We start from the raw sequence: 16372 nt of genomic DNA on the forward strand, positions 1-16372 counted from the left end.
GGCCAGTGAGCCCCCACCGTCCGCGATAGGCCTTGCAGCCGCCATGTCGGCCAGGTAGCTCGCTTCGCCCTCGCGGAAGGCGGCGAAGTGCGTGTGCGGCTTCACCCTCGGGTGCTGATCGCCGTGTTGCAGCCGGCTTTGCAGCCCGGCATTCGGCAGCCGCACCGCCTCCGTCGCCTAGCGGAAGGCCGCCACATCCCCAGGCCGATATCGCCCTGACCTGCAAAGCGGATGTCCTCCGGCCCGACCTGGCCGCCGGCCCGGCTCAGGCGTTGGAACACCGGCAGTTCGCCAGTCGACACCGTGAGCGTCATCTGAACCGTCCTCTCGATCGGGCCTTCTGATCGGGGACATCGTGCCGCCGATCTATCCGGCTTCCCAGCCGATGCGGAACGCCTTTCGCTGCCGCGGCGCGGGTGCCATAAGGCGCTGCCGTGCGAACCCTGTATCACATCCCGCTGTCGCCTTTTTCCCGCAAGGTCCGCCTGGCCCTGGCGGAGAAGCGGATTCCTTTCGAGCTGCGCATCGAGCGCTTCTGGGAAAGGCGGCCGGATTTCCTGGCGATGAACCCCGCCTGCACCGTGCCCGTGCTGCAAGAGGAGAACGGCTTCACCATCGCCGACAGCTACGCCATCTGCGAGTATCTGGACGAAGCCTATCCCGACATGCCGCTCTTCGGCCGCACCCTCGGCGAGCGGGCCGAAGTGCGCCGGCTGGTGGCCTGGTTCGACCACAAATTCCACACCGAGGTCACCCGCAACCTGCTCTACGAGAAGCAGCTGAAGCGCCTTCTCGGCCGCGGCAACCCGGATGCCGCCGCCATGCGTGCCGGCTACCAGAACATGAAGATGCACATGGAGTATATCGGCGACCTAGCGGAGAACCGGGCTTGGCTGGCTGGTTCCCAGATCAGCCTCGCCGATTTCGCAGCGGCGGCGCAGCTTTCCTCGCTCGACTATATCGGCGACATGAAATGGGAGCTGAGCGAGCCGGCGCGGGACTGGTATGCGCGGATGAAGTCCCGCCCCTGCTTCCGCGGCCTGCTGGCCGACCGGATCAGCGGCCTCGCCCCGCCTGACCATTACGCCGACCCGGATTTCTGACCGCCGCAGGCCGCGGCACAGCCGCCATTGTCGTTGCTTGCGCCCTGGTGGCCGGTCGGCAACGGCCGGAACAGCCGGCCGTCAGCATTCGGCGCGACTCGAGAAGGCGTTGCGGGGCGATGAACTGCCTGTCGGCGAACCGCCGATGGCGCTACCGCTGGGGTTGGACGCTCAGGTCAGCGCCTCCGCCGCATCCACCTCCCGCCCGCGCCCGGCCTTCCGCATCACCTCCGCCAGATGCGGCCGGATGGCGAGCTGATGGCGGTAGATCGCCGTCGCCGCCCGCGGCAGCGTCCCGCCGCGCCCGAGCATCGCATCGCCCAGTTCCAGCATCCGAAGGTTCGGCCAGGTCTTCTCGCGGATGGAGAGGATGCCTTGCAGGACCTCCTCCGCCGACAGCTCGGGCCGTGCCTGGGCAAGGATCAGGCTCATCGCCGCCGTCGAGCGAGAGATGCCGACATGGCAATGCACCAGGAGCCGCGCCGTCCGGTCCGCCGCCAGCCCGCGGCCGAAATCGAGGATCGCCGCGACATGCTCTCCGTCCGGCAGTGTGTGATCCGCCTGGGCCTCGATGATGTCGTGGAAGCGCAGCTCCAGCCGGGCATGCTCGCCGAAGCTGCCGAAGGCTTCCGGTTCCGCCCGGTCCGGGTCGAGGATCGAGAGCACGTGGCTGACGCCGGTGGCGCAGTGGCCACCCAGCTCCTCGATGCCGCAGACATGGATGGGGAAGGGGAGGGGGCTCGCGCTCATCGCCATAGCCTGCGCCGGCCGGGCGCCGCGGTCCAGGCTTGCACCGCGGGCGGCGCTGCACCATGTTCCTGTTTCGTGCCGATGAGGGAGGCCGCTTGGCCAAGGACCGCGCCCGCTATGTTTGCCAGGCTTGTGGTGCCGTCCACCCGAAATGGCAGGGCCGCTGCGATGCCTGCGGCGAGTGGAACACCTTGCAGGAGGAAGCCCCGGCGGCGGCCCGCGGCCCTGGCCCGGCTGCCAAGGTTGCCGGCGGGCGGCGCGTCGAATTCGTAGGCCTCCAGGGCAGCTCCGCCCCGCCGCCGCGCATCCCGACCGGCCTGCCGGAACTCGACCGTGTGCTCGGCGGCGGCATCGTGCCCGCTTCCGCCGTGCTGGTCGGCGGCGACCCCGGCATCGGCAAGTCCACCATCCTGCTCCAGGCCGCGGCCCGCATCGCGGCATCCGGCCACCGTGCCCTCTATGTCAGCGGGGAGGAGGCGGTGGAGCAGGTCCGGCTCCGCGCGCTCCGCCTCGGGCTCGAGAAGGCACCGCTGGCGCTCGCCGCCGCGACCGCGCTGCGGGACATCGTCGCCAGCCTGGAGCAGGAGCAGGAGGCCGCGCTCGTCGTCATCGACTCGATCCAGACGCTCTGGCTCGACGCGCTTGATTCCGCCCCGGGCACCGTTGCCCAGGTCCGTGCCTGCGCGGCGGAGCTGATCCGCCTCGCCAAGACCCGGGGCTTCGCCCTGATCCTCGTCGGCCATGTGACCAAGGAGGGGACGCTGGCCGGCCCGCGCGTGCTGGAGCACATGGTCGACGCCACGCTCTACTTCGAGGGCGATCGCGGCCACCAGTTCCGCATCCTCCGCGCGGTGAAGAACCGCTTCGGCGCCACCGACGAGATCGGCGTCTTCGAGATGACCGAGCGCGGCCTGGTCGAGGTGCCGAACCCCTCCGCCCTCTTCCTCGCCGAACGGCGCGGCAATGTCTCCGGCTCGGCGGTCTTCGCCGGAATCGAGGGTACGCGGCCCGTCCTGGTCGAGGTGCAGGCGCTGCTCGCCCCCTCGGCCGGCGGCAGCCCGCGGCGGCAGGTGGTGGGCTGGGATTCCGGGCGGCTCGCCATGCTGATGGCGGTGCTCGAAGCTCGCTGTGGCCTCACCCTCGGCATGAACGACGTTTATCTGAACATCGCTGGCGGCCTTCGCATCGCCGAGCCGGCGGCCGACCTCGCCGTTGCCGCCGCCTTGGTTTCCGCCGCCACAGACCGGCCGACCGATCCGGAGACCGTCTATTTCGGCGAGGTCGGCCTCTCCGGCGAGGTTCGGCAGGTGGCGCAGGCCGAGGCGCGGCTGCGCGAGGCGCAGAAGCTCGGCTTCACCGCCTCCGTCCTGCCTCGCCGGGTCGCCCGGGGCGGGCGGACGCCGAGCGCGCCGGATGGCCTTCGCCTCACCGAAATCGGCCACCTCGCCGACCTGGTCGCCCCATTCGCCGGGCGGACGGTGCGGAAGGAGCCGGCGAAGGCTGGGTAATTCCCCACACCCGTGCCCTGCGCTGCCCAGCCCTACCGCTGGCGCGCGTGGACACCCCCACCCCCCATCGCTATATCCCGCGTACGATGACCTGGGTCGATGCTGTGGTCCTGGCGGTGCTGGCCGTTTCGGCGGTGCTCGCTTTCCTGCGCGGACTGGTGCAGGAGGTGCTGGGGGTGGGGGCCTGGATCGGCGCCGCCGCCCTCGCCCTCGTCCTGCGCCCTTCTGTCGCGCCCCTGCTTCAGGGCACGGTCGATCCGCCCTGGCTCGCCGACGCGCTGGCCGCCGGCGGCGTCTTTCTCGTGGTGCTGATCGTGTTGAAGGTCATCATCGCGCAGGTCGCGCGCCTCGTGCAGAATTCCGTCCTCGGCGGCACGGACCGGGCGCTCGGGATGCTTTTCGGCATCGCCCGGGGTGCCTTCCTCGTGGTCGTTGCCTATATCCTCGGCGGCATGGTGCTGCCGGCGACCGAGCGATGGCCGGTACCGGTGCGGGAGGCCCGCTCCCTGCCGCTGGTGATCGACGGCGCGCAATGGCTCGTCGTGCAGCTCCCCGCCGAATACCGCCCCCGCGTGGCCTCTCCCCCGGCCCGCCCCATCCCGACGCAGGAAGACTTCGAGCGGCCGCCTGCCCGCAACCGGACGTGAGGACCATCCCATGACCGAAGAGGCCCTGCGGCTCGCCGCCCCCGACGACGACAAATTCCACGAGGAATGCGGCGTCTTCGGCATCTGGAACACCAATGACGCGGCGGCGCTGACGGCGCTCGGCCTGCACGCCCTGCAGCATCGCGGGCAGGAGGCGGCCGGCATCGTCAGCCTCGACGAAGGCGGCATCTTCCACGCCCACAGGGGCCGCGGCCTGGTTGGCGATACCTTCTCCGACGCGAAGATCATGGCCTCGCTCCGCGGCCGCGCCGCCCTCGGCCACAACCGCTACGCCACCACCGGCGAGACGGCGCTGCGCAACGTCCAGCCGCTCTATGCCGACTTCGCCTTCGGCGGCTTCGCCGTGGCGCATAACGGCAACCTCACCAATGCGATGGCGCTGCGCCGCAGCCTCGTCAACCGCGGCTGCCTGTTCCAGAGCACGACGGACAGCGAGGTCTTCATCCACCTCATCGCCATCAGCCTCTACTCGACGGTGGTGGACCGGCTGATCGACGCGCTGCGCCAGGTCCAGGGCGCCTACAGCCTGGTCGCGTTGCATGACGGCGCCCTGATCGGCGCGCGCGACCCGCTCGGCGTCCGGCCCCTCGTCCTCGGCCGCATGGGCGGCACCGACGGCGTGCCGACCTCCTGGGTGCTGTGCAGCGAGACCTGCGCGCTCGACATCGTCGGGGCGGAGTTCGTCCGCGACATCGATGCCGGCGAGATCATCATCATCGACGACAAGGGCGTGCACAGCATCAAGCCCTTCGGCAAGCAGCAGGACCGCTTCTGCATCTTCGAGTATATCTACTTCGCCCGCCCGGATTCGGTGGTCGAGGGCACGCCGGTCTACGAGACCCGCAAGCGCATCGGCGCCGAGCTGGCCCGCGAGAGCGGGGTTTCCGCCGATGTCGTCGTCCCGGTGCCCGACAGCGGCGTGCCGGCGGCGATGGGCTATGCGCTCGAGAGCGGCATCCCCTTCGAGCTCGGCATCATCCGCAACCACTATGTCGGCCGCACCTTCATCGAGCCGACCGACCAGATCCGCAACCTCGGCGTGAAGCTGAAGCACAGCGCCAACCGCCCGATGCTGGAGGGCAAGCGCGTCATCCTCGTCGATGACAGCATCGTCCGCGGCACAACCAGCAAGAAGATCGTCGAGATGGTCCGTGCCGCCGGCGCCAGCGAGGTGCATATGCGCATCTCCTCCCCGCCGACGACCCATAGCTGCTACTACGGCATCGACACGCCGGAGCGCGGCAAGCTGCTCGCCGCGACGCACGACCTCGAGGAGATGGCGAAGATCATCGGCGTCGACAGTCTCGCCTATATTTCCCTCGACGGGCTGTACCGCGCGCTCGGCAAGCCCGGCCGCGACATGGCCAAGCCGGCCTATTGCGACGCCTGCTTCACCGGCGACTACGCCATCCCGCTGAGCGACGCCCAGGCGAACAGCGACCGGCAACTCTCCCTGCTGCAGGTCGGCTGATGGCCAGGCCGCTGGAGGGCTCCGTCGCCCTGGTCACGGGCGCCTCCCGCGGCATCGGCGCCGCGGTGGCGCTGGAGCTGGCGCGGCTCGGCGCCCATTGCGTGCTCACCGCCCGCACCCAGGGCGCGCTGGAGGAGCTGGACGACGCCATCCGCACCGCGGGCGGGCAGGCGACGCTCTTGCCGCTCGACCTCGCCAAGGATGCCGAGAAGATCGACATGCTCGGCCCCTCGATCGTACATCGCTTCGGCCGGCTCGATATCCTGGTCCATGCCGCCGGCCTGCTGGCGAAGCTGACGCCGGTCGCCCACATCATGCCGCCCGACTGGCAGGCGAGCGTCGCCGTCAACCTCACCGCCACCTGGCGCCTGATCCGCACCTGCGACCCGCCGCTGCGCGCGGCACCCGCCGGCCGGGCCGTCTTCCTCGCCGATTCGGTGGCCGAGGCGCCGCGCGCCTACTGGGGCCTCTACGGCTTCGGCAAGGCCGGGCAGGCGCATCTCGCCCGCTCCTGGGCGGCCGAGGTGGAGAGCACGCCGCTGCGCGTGAACCTGGTCGATCCCGGCCCCGTCGCCAGCCGCCTGCGCGCCGTCGCCATGCCGGGCGAGGACCCGGCCAGCCTCCGCCAGCCGGCCGATGTGGCGCCCGCCATCGCCGCCCTCTGCCGGCCGGAAGAAACCCGGCACGGGGCGAGCATCGCGCTCGGCGCGTGAATTACCGTCACGCCTTCCATGCCGGCAATTTCGCCGATTGCATGAAGCATGCCCTGCTGGTGGCGCTGCTGCGGGCGCTCGCCGCCAAGGCGACGCCCTTCCGCGTGCTCGACACCCATGCCGGGCTCGGCGCCTATGACCTCGCCGCGCCCGAGGCCGGCCGCACCGGAGAGGCGGAGCGCGGCATCCTCCGCCTGCTCAGCATCGAGGATGGCCCGCTCGCCGACTATCTCGCTCTGGTCCGTGCCGCCGGCGCCCCGGCCCAGTATCCGGGCTCCCCCGCCCTGGTCCGCGCGCTGCTGCGCCCGCAGGATCATCTGCTGGCCTGCGAGCTCCACCCGGAGGACCACGCGACCCTCCGTGCCCGGTTCCGCCGCGACCCGCAGGTCGCCGTCCATCTGCGTGACGGCTGGGAAGCGCTCCGTGGCCTCACGCCCTTCCCGGAGCGGCGTGGCCTCGTGCTGGTCGACCCACCCTTCGAGCAGGAGGGCGAGTTCGAGCGCATGGCCGCCGGCATCGCCCTCGTCGCCCATCGCTTCCGCGCTGCCGTCCAGGCCTGCTGGTACCCGATCAAGCACCGTGCCCCGGTCCGCGCCTTCCACACCGCCTTGCAGGAATCGGGCGTCCGCGACCTCATCGCCGCCGAGCTTTGGCTGCGCGAGCCGACCGACCCGCAGCGGCTCAACGGCTGCGGCCTGCTCATCTCCAACCCGCCCTGGCATTTCGAGGAGCAAGCAGCCAGCATCCTCCCGGCCCTGCTCGACCGCCTTGGCAGCCGCGAGCCGGGCGAGGGCTGGACCATCACCCGCATCGCCGCGGAGTAGGGAAGGGGATAAGCGATGCCCCGCATTGCCGTCATCGGCGCCGGCGCCTGGGGCACGGCGCTTGCGGTGCAGGCCGCCCGCGCCGGGCATGAGGTAGTGCTCTGGGCGCGCGACCCGAGCCGTGCCGCCATCATGCAGGCGACGCGCGGGAACAGCCTCCACCTTCCCGGCACGCCGCTCCCGCCTGCCATCACCGTCACCGCCGAGCAGACCATGCTCGATGGCGCCGCCTTCGCCCTGCTTGCCGTCCCGACCCAGCACATCCGCCCGCTGCTCGGTCGCCTGCCGGAGGGCTTGCCGCCCCTTATCCTCGCCGCGAAGGGCGTCGAGCAGGGCAGCCTCCTCTTTCCCTTCGAACTCCTCGACGCACTCCGCCCCGGACACCCCGCCGCCGTCCTGTCGGGGCCGAATTTCGCCCATGAAGTCGCCGCCGGCCTCCCGACCGCCGCCGTGCTCGCCAGCCAGGACGCTGCCCTCCGCGCGATGGCTGCCGACCACCTCGCTACCCCTGGCTTTCGCCTCTACGGTAGCGAGGACCCGCTCGGCGTGCAGGTCGGCGGCGCGGCGAAGAACGTCATCGCCATCGCCGCCGGCGCGGTGATCGGCGCCGGGCTCGGCGAGAATGCCCGCGCTGCCCTCATCACCCGCGGCCTTGCCGAACTCTCCCGCCTGGTCGTCGCGCTCGGCGGCCGCGCCGAGACCGCCGCCGGCCTGTCCGGCCTCGGCGACCTGTTGCTGACGGCGACCGGCCCATCCAGCCGCAACACCGCGCTCGGCCTCGCCCTCGGCCGCGGCCTCACCCTGGCGGAGGCGCTGGCCGGCAAGTCGAGCGTCGCCGAAGGCGCCGCCACCGCCCCCGCCCTCCTCGCCCGCGCCACGGCCGCCGGCGTCGAGTTGCCGGTCTGCGCCGCCGTCACGGCATTGCTGGCCGGCGAGGCGACCGTCGCCGAGGCGATGGCGCAGCTCCTGGCCCGTCCGCGCCGGGACGAGTAGGCGCCACGCCTACCTGCCGGCACTGCTGGATCAGCAGGCAGCCGCCGCAGCGCGGCCGCTCGCCGGTGCAGATCGCCTTGCCGAAGGGCACCAGCCGCTCGTTGATCTCGATCCAGTAGCGCTCCGGCAGAACCGCCGCCAGCGCCTGCATCGTCCGCTCCGGCGTCGTCGCCGCGACATAGCCCCAGCGGTTGACGATGCGATGCACATGGATGTCGACCGAGATCGCCGGCCTGCCGAAGCCGACGCCGAGTGTCAGCGCCGCGATCTTCGGCCCGACGCCGCGCAGCGCCATCAGCCCCTCGAGCGTATCGGGCACTGCCCCCGCCGCCGCGATCTGCCGCGAGAGCGCCAGGATGTCCCGCGCCTTCGGCTCCGGGAAGGTCGCGCCGTGCAGCAGCCCGATCAGCCGCGCCTCATCCAGCCCGGCCATCGCCTCCGCCGTCCGCGCCACGGCGAAGAGCCGCTCGGAGACGGGCAGGCTCACCTCGTCCCGCGTCCGCGCCGAGATCAGCGCCGCGACGAGCTGCTCGAAGGGCGAGCCGAAGCCTCGGTCCCGCAACTCGAACATCGCCGCCTTGGGCAGCCGCGCCACGGCCTCCCGCAGCAGGTGGAAGACGAGGTCGATATCGAAGGGGTCCTTGGTCGCTGCATCATCCATCCCGCCGCAACGCGGCAGGGCAGGCTTGGTCACGGCCGGCCGAGCGCCATCCGCGTCGCCGCCGCCAGCTCCTCCAGCCGGTAGGGCTTGGGCAGCACCGCGATGCCCTCCGCCTCGGCGTCGCGCTTCGCCGCCTCGGCATAGGCGGTGGTCAGCATCACGGGCAGGCCGGGCCGCCGCCGCTTCACCTCCCGCGCGAGATCCACACCGTTCATGCCGCCCGGCATCATCACGTCGGAGAAGACGAGGTCGATCGGCCGTCCGTCCGCCAGTGCGCCGAGCGCAGCCGCGGCGCTCGCCGCACGCGTCGCTTCGAAGCCGAGCGTCGTCAGCATCTCGCCGACCAGCGCTGCCACCTCGTCGTCGTCCTCGACCAGCAGCACATGGGCGAGCGGCGTATCGGTCCGCCGCTCGACCCGCAGGTCGAGCAGGTGCCGCTCCGCGACAGCCGGGCTGCGACGGGAGCGCGGCAGCAGCAGAAGGATCGTCGTCCCCCGGCCAAGCTCCGTGTCGATCCGCACCGTGCCGCCGGATTGCTGCGCGAAGCCATAGACCTGCGCCAGGCCGAGGCCGGAGCCCTTGCCGATATCCTTGGTCGTGAAGAAGGGCTCGAAGACCCGCTCCAGCACCTCGGGCGGGATGCCGGTCCCGGTATCGACGACGGAGAAGGCGACGAAATCCCCGTGCAGCCCGTCCATATCGAGGCCCGGCCGGTTCTCGCCGCGGATGACGATGGTGCCGCCCTCCGGCATCGCGTCCCGCGCATTCACCGCGAGGTTCAGCACCACCAGCTCCAGCTCGCCGGGATCGACCTCCACCGGCCACAGCCCCTCGGCGAAGTCCAGCGTCACATGCACGTCGCCGCGAAGGCTGCGGTCCAGCAGCTCCCGCATGCCGCCGATCTGGCGGGCGAGATCGACCGCCTCCGAGGTCAGCGCCTGCCGCCGCGAAAAGGCGAGCAACTGGCGGGTCAGCGCCGCGCCGCGCCCGGCCGCTTGGCGCATTCCGTCCATCAACAGCTTCTGCCGCGCCTGGTCCCGCTGCCGGCCGAGCATGTCGAGCCCGCCCGAGATCACCATCAGCAGATTGTTGAAATCGTGGGCGACGCCGCCGGTGAGCTGGCCGATCGCCTCCATCTTCTGCGCATGGCGGAGCGTCTCCTCCACCCGCTCGCGTTCGGCGATCTGCGCGCGGAGAGCCTCGTTCGCCGCTTCCAGCTCCTGCGTCCGCTCGGCGACCAGCGCCTCCAGCCCACGCTCGGCCCGCTCCCGCTCGGCCAGATGCGCCCGCACCTCGTATTGCCGCCGCCGCGCCCGCACCGCCGCCTGCAGGCTGCTGGTGAGGGTGATGGCCTGCACCGGCCGCTCCAGCAGGGAAACGTTGCGCAGCGCCGCCACCAGCCGCGCCCGCCCGGCCACCGCCTGTGGCGTCTGCCGGTGGCTGGTGAGGATGACGAAGGGCATGTCGGACCAGGGCGGCTGCCGCTCCACCCAATCGAGCAGCGGCTCGATCGGCTGGCCCATCAGCGCTTCCTCGGCGACGAAGGCCGCATCCGCCCCCGCCTCCAGCCCCGCCAGCAGCGCGCCCAGATCGGCACAGACCTCGGTGGTGAGCGCCGCCCGCCGCAGCAACTCGGCCGAAGCCGTGCCGTCCCGCCCGGTGGGGGCGAGGACCAGCACGCGCGGGCTGGCGAGGTCAGAGCTGGCCTGGTTCATCGTCGGTCAGCAGGAGGGCGCTGGTGCCGCTGTACTGCGGCGTGCCGGTGAAAATGCCGCTGAACTCGCGCAGCGGCGGCCCGATGACGATGCCGCCGCGCCCGAGCCTGAACTCGCGGATGGAGCGCTCATGCGCCCCGCTCCGCTTCTTCACCACGGACAGCGCCCGGCGCACCACGCCCTCGAACTCGAAATAGCGCAGCATCACCACCGCATCGCTGAGATAGCTGATATCGACCGGCGTCTGCATCGGGCCAACCAGCCCATGCTGCGCCAGCACCAGGAGGGTGAGCACGCCGGTCTGGTTCAGGTAGCTGAGCAGCTCATGCATCTGCAGGATGAGGAAGCGCTCGTCCGGCATGGCGCTCAGATAGCCGTTGAGGCTGTCGATGACGATGACCCGCGCCCCGTCCTGCTCCACGGCGCTGCGAACGAGATGCGCGAACTCGCCCGGCGAGAGTTCCGCCGGATCGATCTGCTGGATGCGCACCAGCCCGGCCTCGACCGCCGGCTGCAAGGAAATGCCGAGCGCCATGGCACGGGTGAGGATGGTGGAGACGCCCTCGTCGAAGGCATAGACAACCGCACGCTCGCCACGCTCCGCCGCGGCAAGTGCATAGGTCAGCGACAGGGCGGACTTGCCGACCCCGGCCGGGCCCAGCAGCAGCATGCTGGTGCCGCGCTCCAGCCCGCCGCCCAGCATGGTATCGAGCCCTGGCCTGCCGCTGCCGACCAACCCCGTCGCCGGCGCCCCACGATGCTCCGCCGCCACCAGCCGCGGGTAGATCTCGAGCCCGCCGCGCCGGATGGTGAAGTCGTGGTAGCCGCCACGGAAGGGCATTCCCCGCATCTTGACCACGCGCAGCCGCCGCCGCTCGGAGCCGTAGTCGAGCGCCAACTGCTCGAGGAAGACCACGCCGTGGGCGATGGAGTGGAGCTGCAGGTCATCCGCCTTGGAGGACATGTCGTCCAGCATCAGCACCGTACAGTCGCGGCCGGTGAAGAAATGCTTCAGCGCCAGGATCTGTCGGCGGTAGCGGAGCGAGTTCTGCGCCAGCAGCCGCAGCTCGGAGAGGCTGTCGAAGACGACGCGCGCCGGGTTCAATGCCTGCACCCGATCGAACACGAGTTGCGTCGTCTCGTTCAGCTCGATCTCGGCGGGGTGGAAGACGGTCAGCTCGCGGCTCGGGTCGAGGCTCGCCTCCGCCGGCACCAGCTCGAAGACCGTGATGCCGTCCAGCGTCCAGCCATGCCGTTTGGCGACCAGCCGCAGCTCGCGCTCCGTCTCGGAGAGGGAGATGTAGAGCACCCGCTCGCCCCGACCTACGCCTTCCAGCAGGAATTGCAGGGCGAGGGTTGTCTTGCCGGTGCCGGGCCGGCCTTCGCAGAGGTAGAGGCGATTGGCATCGAAGCCGCCGCCGAGAATGTGGTCGAGGCCGGCGCTGCCGGTCGATACGCGAGGCGGGTCGCCATCGGTGGTGTCAGGCTGGGCGGTCATCCTGTCTCCCATACGGCCGGCGGGTCGCCCGAGCGGGAGGCTGCCGAGACGGCCCAGCCCGCAACCGACGGGCCTGGCGCGAGGTCATGCCATCGGGAACGTATCGTAGACGGCCTGGGTTCCCGGGTTCAACCTTGGGGCTCCGGCACGTCGAGTCCAGGCAGCCACTCATCCGCCGCCTGGCCGGTGCGGCGCGTGGCACTGCGGCGCGACGCCTCCGCCCGCCGGCGGATCAGCTCGTCCACCAGCCGGTCCATGGTCTGCCACAGCGGCTCCTCGCCCTGCCGCTCGCTCAGGACGAAGCGATGCGCGGCCAGCGTCACGTTGAGCGTCCCGCGCGTCGTCTCCGGCCGCGGGTTGCGCATCTGCAGGAGGGCCTTCTCCACCTCCTCGAGCGGCAGGCCGAGCTTGTCCGCGATCACCGGCGGCGCCTCGCCCTGGCGGCGCAGGGCCCGGGCCCGCCGCGCCTCCGCCTCGGAGAGCGCGATGGCGGGGCGCAGCGCCTGGGTAGTGCGGGACATCTCGCCCGACCCGCTGCCCGGCGGCTTGCCCTTGAACGCCATGGCCCGGCCTCCCTCCGCTACTCCGCCGCCTGCTTCTGCTGCGCCCCGGGCCGGCGTACCCGCAGCCGGCGGATGCGCCGCGGGTCGGCCTCCAGCACGCGGAATTCGAGGCCCGAGGAATGCGAGACCAGCTCGCCCTTGGCCGGAACCCGCCCGGCGAGGTTGAAGACGAGGCCGCCCATGGTGTCGATGTCGGAGGCGCGCTCCTCATCGGTCAGCACCGGGCCGAGCTTCGCCTCGAAATCCTCGACCGGCATCCGCGCATCCAGCTCGATGGTGCCGTCCGGCTTCTCTACCAGCTGCGGCGGTCCCGGCTCGTCATGCTCGTCGGCGATGTCGCCGACGATGGTCTCGACCAAGTCCTCGATGGTGACGAGGCCGTCGATGCCGCCGTACTCGTCGACGACCAGCGCCATGTGGATCCGCGCCTGGCGCATCTGCAGCAGCAGGTCGAGCACGGGGACGGAGGGCACCACGAAGAGCGGCTTGCGCAGGATCGCCTTCATGTCGAAGGAGGCGTCGTTGCCGACGCTCGCGAACACGTCCTTGATGTGGACCATGCCGACGATGTCGTCGAGCTGCTTGCGGAAGACCGGGTAGCGGCTGTGGCCGTCGCGCTGGATCAGGCGGATGGCCTGCTCCAGCGTGTAGTCCTCCGGCATTGCCATGATGTCGGCGCGCGGCAGCATGACGTCGCCCGCGGTCTTGTCCCGCAGCTTCAGCACGTTGCCGAGCAGGGCACGCTCCTGCGCGTCGAGGTCGTCGGCATCCGCCGCGCCGCGCTCGCCCGGCTCGTGCGGCTCGCGCTGTTCCTCGATCAGCTCCTCCATGCGGTCGCGGACGCTTTCCGCCTCCCGCCGCCGGAGCAGCCCCTGCAGGCGCCAGAGCAGCCCGTCGCGGCCATTCCCGTTCGAGGCGCTCATGCCGCATGCCTCCAGGGGTTGGGCAGCCGCAGCCGGTGCATGGCCCGCGCCTCGGCCCGCTCCATCCGCCGCGCCTCGCCGGCCGCCAGATGGTCATGGCCGATCAGGTGCAGCGCGCCATGCGCCACGAGATGGGCGAAATGCGCCGGCAGTGCCTTGCCGCCCGCCTCCGCCTCGCGCCGCACCACGCCGAGGGCGAGGGCGATGTCGCCGAGATGGCCCGGTGCCCCGGCCGGGAAGCTCAGGACATTGGTCGGCTTGTCCTTGCCGCGATGCTCGCCGTTCAGCCGCTTGAGCGCCCGGTCATCCGCGAGCAGCACGGTGACGAGGCCCTCCGCCCCGCTACCCGCCAACGCCGCGGCGACGGCGCGACGCGCCAGGGCCTCGGCCCGCGGCAGGAAGCGCCGCCAGGCAGGGTCCTCCACCATCACATCGACCTGCACCGCGGGGAGTGCCGGTTGGAGGGGGTCCTCCAGGGTCTCGTCGTCAGGAGGGCAACTGTCCGGTTCCATCGCGTTCCTTCTTCGGCCCCCGGCCAGGCTGTCCCGCCTGCCCATCGGCCCGCCCATAAGCCGCGACGATGCGCGCCACCAGCGGGTGCCGCACCACGTCGCGTTCGTCGAAGCGGGCGACGCCGATGCCCTCCACCCCGTCGAGGATGGACAGCGCGTCGCTCAGCCCGCTTCTCTGGCCTGCCGGCAGGTCGACCTGGGTCGGGTCGCCGGTAATCACCATACGCGTGCCCTCGCCCATGCGGGTGAGGAACATCTTGATCTGCGCCGGCGTGGTGTTCTGCGCCTCGTCCAGGATCGCATAGCAATGCGCCAGCGTGCGGCCACGCATGAAGGCCAGCGGCGCGATCTCGATCTCCCCGGAGGTGATCCGCCGCGCCACCTGTTCCGCCGGCAGCATGTCGTGCAGCGCGTCATAGAGCGGGCGGAGATAAGGGTCCACCTTCTCCTTCAGGTCGCCGGGAAGGAAGCCCAGCCGCTCGCCCGCTTCCACCGCCGGCCGGCTGAGCACGATGCGGTCCACCCGCCCGGCCTGCAGCAGCGCCACCCCCTGCGCCACGGCGAGATAGGTCTTGCCGGTGCCGGCCGGGCCGATGCCGAAGACCATCTCCTGCCGCGCCAGCAGGTCGATATAGGCCGCCTGGGCCGGGGTGCGGGGCGCGATCGCCCCCTTCCGGGTGCGGATCTCGGGCCGGTCCTGCAAGGGCAGGCGAGGATCACCCTCGGCGTCTCCTTCGGCCATGCGCAAGGCTGCTTCCACTTCTGCCGTTCCTACCGGCTGGCCCTTCTCGAGCCGCCGCCACAGCGCTTTCAGCGCCACTTCCGCCACTTCGGTTCGGGCCGTCCCGCCGGCAATAGTCAATCGATTGCCACGCGAGCCGAGCCTGACCCCCAATCGCTGCTCGATGCGCGCCAGATGGCGGTCATGTTCCCCGTAGAGAAGGGGGAGCAGGGCATTATCGTCGAATTGCAGCGTGACGCTGCGCTGCTCCGGCGATGCGGGAGGAGGAGAGGTGGGCCGCGCTCCGCGGACCTCCCCGGCGCGGAAGACGATGGGGGCGGTGTTCAAGCGGGGGCGGGCTCCTCTGCGGGCAGGCTTGCGGGGACGCCCTCCCCGGCCGCCAGGAGGCCGGAAAGGGAATTCGGATGGGCGGCGAGGATGCGCACCGGCACCTCGCGCCCGACGATGTCGAGCGGTGCTGCCAGATGCACCGGCTGCAGCCAGGGGGAACGCCCGGCGACCTGTCCAGGATGCCGCCCCGGCCCGGTGAGCAGCACGGGCACGACCAGCCCGACGCGGGAGCGGTTGAACTCGTCCTGCTGCGCCCGGAGCAGCGCCTGGAGCGCCTGGAGCCGGGCATCCTTCTCGGCTTCCGGCACCTGGCAAGGTGCGCCGGCCGCCGGTGTTCCCGGCCGCGGCGAGTACTTGAAGCTGTAGGCCATGGCGAAGCCGACCCGCTCCACCAGCGCCATGGTCTGGGCAAAATCCTCTGCGGTCTCGCCGGGGTGCCCGGCAATGAAGTCGGAGGAAAGGGCGAGGTCCGGCCGCGCCTCCCGCAGCCGGTCGACCACGGTAAGGAATTCGGCCGCCGTGTGGCCCCGGTTCATCGCCGCCAGCACCCGGTCGCTGCCCGACTGCACCGGCAGGTGCAGGTAAGGCATCAGCACCGGCACGTCGCGGTGGGCGGCGATCAGGTCATCGTCCATGTCGCGCGGATGGCTGGTGGTGTAGCGCAGCCGGAGCAGGCCGGGGATGTCGGCCAGCTCGCGGATCAGCCGCCCGAGGCCCCAGGCGCGGCCGCCCGGCCCCTCGCCGTGATAGGCGTTGACGTTCTGCCCGAGCAGCGTGATCTCCCGCGCCCCGCCCGCCACCAGCCGTCGTGCCTCCGCCACCACCGCCGCCACCGGGCGGGAGTACTCGGCCCCCCGCGTATAGGGCACCACGCAGAAGGAACAGAACTTGTCGCAGCCTTCCTGCACGGTGAGGAAGGCGGTAATGCCCTGGCTGGCCGCTTGCTCCGGCAGGTGGTCGAATTTCTGCTCGACCGGCATTTCCGTCTCGATGACGGCGCCGGCCGCCCGGCTCGCCCGCGCCACCATCTCGGGCAGGCGGTGATAGGTCTGCGGCCCGAGGACGATATCGACCCAAGGGGCGCGGCGGGTGATCTCCGCGCCCTCCGCCTGCGCAACGCAGCCGGCGACGGCCAGCACCATGCCCCCGCCCGCGGCCTCGCGCTCCCGCTTCATCTCGCGCAGCCGACCGAGCTCGGAGAACAGCTTCTCGCTCGCCTTCTCGCGGATATGGCAGGTGTTGAGGATGACCATGTCGGCCCCCTCCGGCGCCTCGACCGGCGCATAGCCGAGCGGGGCCAGCACATCCGCCATGCGGGTGCTGTCATAAACATTCATCTGGCAGCCCCAGGTGCGGAGGAAGAGCCGCTTCCGTGTCGCTGCGTCCGGTACCGTCATG

General features: G+C 71.3%; 16 protein-coding genes. 7 read left to right on the plus strand and 9 right to left on the minus strand.

Annotation, left to right across the window (positions count from 1 at the left end):
• Nucleotides 1–434: 434 nt before the first annotated feature.
• Nucleotides 435–1103, plus strand: coding sequence for a glutathione S-transferase family protein (locus LH62_RS13700; RefSeq protein WP_043362086.1), 669 nt, complete (start codon nucleotides 435–437; stop codon nucleotides 1101–1103).
• Between the two features lie 171 nt (nucleotides 1104–1274).
• Here LH62_RS13700 and LH62_RS13705 read toward each other — a convergent pair whose 3' ends face one another.
• Nucleotides 1275–1853, minus strand: a complete 579-nt coding sequence (locus LH62_RS13705) for a tyrosine phosphatase family protein (protein ID WP_043362088.1) — start codon at nucleotides 1851–1853, stop codon at nucleotides 1275–1277.
• A gap of 62 nt (nucleotides 1854–1915) precedes the next feature.
• On the opposite strand from LH62_RS13705, the gene radA reads away from it, so the two are divergent.
• Genes radA through LH62_RS13735 form a run of 6 tightly spaced genes read left to right on the plus strand, consistent with a single transcriptional unit; the run spans nucleotide 1916 to nucleotide 8030 of the window.
• Entirely contained in the window at nucleotides 1916–3361 is a 1446-nt protein-coding gene (gene radA, locus LH62_RS13710) for a DNA repair protein RadA (protein WP_369796769.1), read from the plus strand.
• Between the two features lie 47 nt (nucleotides 3362–3408).
• Complete coding sequence (locus LH62_RS13715) at nucleotides 3409–4008, plus strand: CvpA family protein (RefSeq protein WP_236552546.1); 600 nt, start codon at nucleotides 3409–3411, stop codon at nucleotides 4006–4008.
• 10 nt (nucleotides 4009–4018) lie between these two features.
• The gene (purF, locus tag LH62_RS13720; protein ID WP_043362094.1) at nucleotides 4019–5500 is read left to right on the plus strand and encodes an amidophosphoribosyltransferase; all 1482 of its coding nucleotides are present in this window, start codon (nucleotides 4019–4021) and stop codon (nucleotides 5498–5500) included.
• The gene (locus LH62_RS13725) at nucleotides 5500–6213 is read left to right on the plus strand and encodes an SDR family NAD(P)-dependent oxidoreductase (RefSeq protein WP_043362097.1); all 714 of its coding nucleotides are present in this window, start codon (nucleotides 5500–5502) and stop codon (nucleotides 6211–6213) included. The genes purF and LH62_RS13725 overlap by 1 nt, the downstream gene beginning before the upstream one ends.
• The gene (locus tag LH62_RS13730) at nucleotides 6210–7037 is read left to right on the plus strand and encodes a 23S rRNA (adenine(2030)-N(6))-methyltransferase RlmJ (protein WP_043362099.1); all 828 of its coding nucleotides are present in this window, start codon (nucleotides 6210–6212) and stop codon (nucleotides 7035–7037) included. Before LH62_RS13725 ends, LH62_RS13730 begins: the two co-directional genes overlap by 4 nt.
• A gap of 15 nt (nucleotides 7038–7052) precedes the next feature.
• Nucleotides 7053–8030: an NAD(P)H-dependent glycerol-3-phosphate dehydrogenase gene (locus tag LH62_RS13735; RefSeq protein WP_043362101.1), complete on the plus strand. Its 978-nt coding sequence runs from the start codon at nucleotides 7053–7055 to the stop codon at nucleotides 8028–8030.
• Here LH62_RS13735 and nth read toward each other — a convergent pair.
• From nth to miaB, 8 genes are all read right to left on the minus strand, one after another.
• A complete protein-coding gene (gene nth / locus LH62_RS13740; RefSeq protein ID WP_236552547.1) occupies nucleotides 7951–8724 on the minus strand; it encodes an endonuclease III in 774 nt (257 codons plus the stop codon). The genes LH62_RS13735 and nth overlap by 80 nt on opposite strands.
• The gene (locus tag LH62_RS13745) at nucleotides 8721–10406 is read right to left on the minus strand and encodes an ATP-binding protein (protein ID WP_043362103.1); all 1686 of its coding nucleotides are present in this window, start codon (nucleotides 10404–10406) and stop codon (nucleotides 8721–8723) included. The genes nth and LH62_RS13745 overlap by 4 nt, the downstream gene beginning before the upstream one ends.
• Entirely contained in the window at nucleotides 10387–11904 is a 1518-nt protein-coding gene (locus tag LH62_RS13750; RefSeq protein WP_201445497.1) for an ATPase domain-containing protein, read from the minus strand. The genes LH62_RS13745 and LH62_RS13750 overlap by 20 nt, the downstream gene beginning before the upstream one ends.
• Before the next feature lie 128 nt (nucleotides 11905–12032).
• Nucleotides 12033–12467, minus strand: a complete 435-nt coding sequence (locus tag LH62_RS13755; RefSeq protein WP_043362107.1) for a hypothetical protein — start codon at nucleotides 12465–12467, stop codon at nucleotides 12033–12035.
• Nucleotides 12468–12484: 17 nt separating this feature from the next.
• The gene (locus LH62_RS13760; RefSeq protein WP_043362108.1) at nucleotides 12485–13390 is read right to left on the minus strand and encodes a hemolysin family protein; all 906 of its coding nucleotides are present in this window, start codon (nucleotides 13388–13390) and stop codon (nucleotides 12485–12487) included.
• Complete coding sequence (ybeY, locus tag LH62_RS13765; RefSeq protein WP_082012560.1) at nucleotides 13387–13902, minus strand: rRNA maturation RNase YbeY; 516 nt, start codon at nucleotides 13900–13902, stop codon at nucleotides 13387–13389. Before ybeY ends, LH62_RS13760 begins: the two co-directional genes overlap by 4 nt.
• Entirely contained in the window at nucleotides 13877–14971 is a 1095-nt protein-coding gene (locus tag LH62_RS13770; protein WP_369796771.1) for a PhoH family protein, read from the minus strand. Before LH62_RS13770 ends, ybeY begins: the two co-directional genes overlap by 26 nt.
• A complete protein-coding gene (gene miaB / locus LH62_RS13775; protein ID WP_043362109.1) occupies nucleotides 14968–16371 on the minus strand; it encodes a tRNA (N6-isopentenyl adenosine(37)-C2)-methylthiotransferase MiaB in 1404 nt (467 codons plus the stop codon). The genes LH62_RS13770 and miaB overlap by 4 nt, the downstream gene beginning before the upstream one ends.
• Between the last annotated feature and the right edge of the window lies 1 nt (nucleotide 16372).

The organism is Belnapia sp. F-4-1 (genome assembly GCF_000802185.1).
GTDB lineage: Bacteria > Pseudomonadota > Alphaproteobacteria > Acetobacterales > Acetobacteraceae > Belnapia.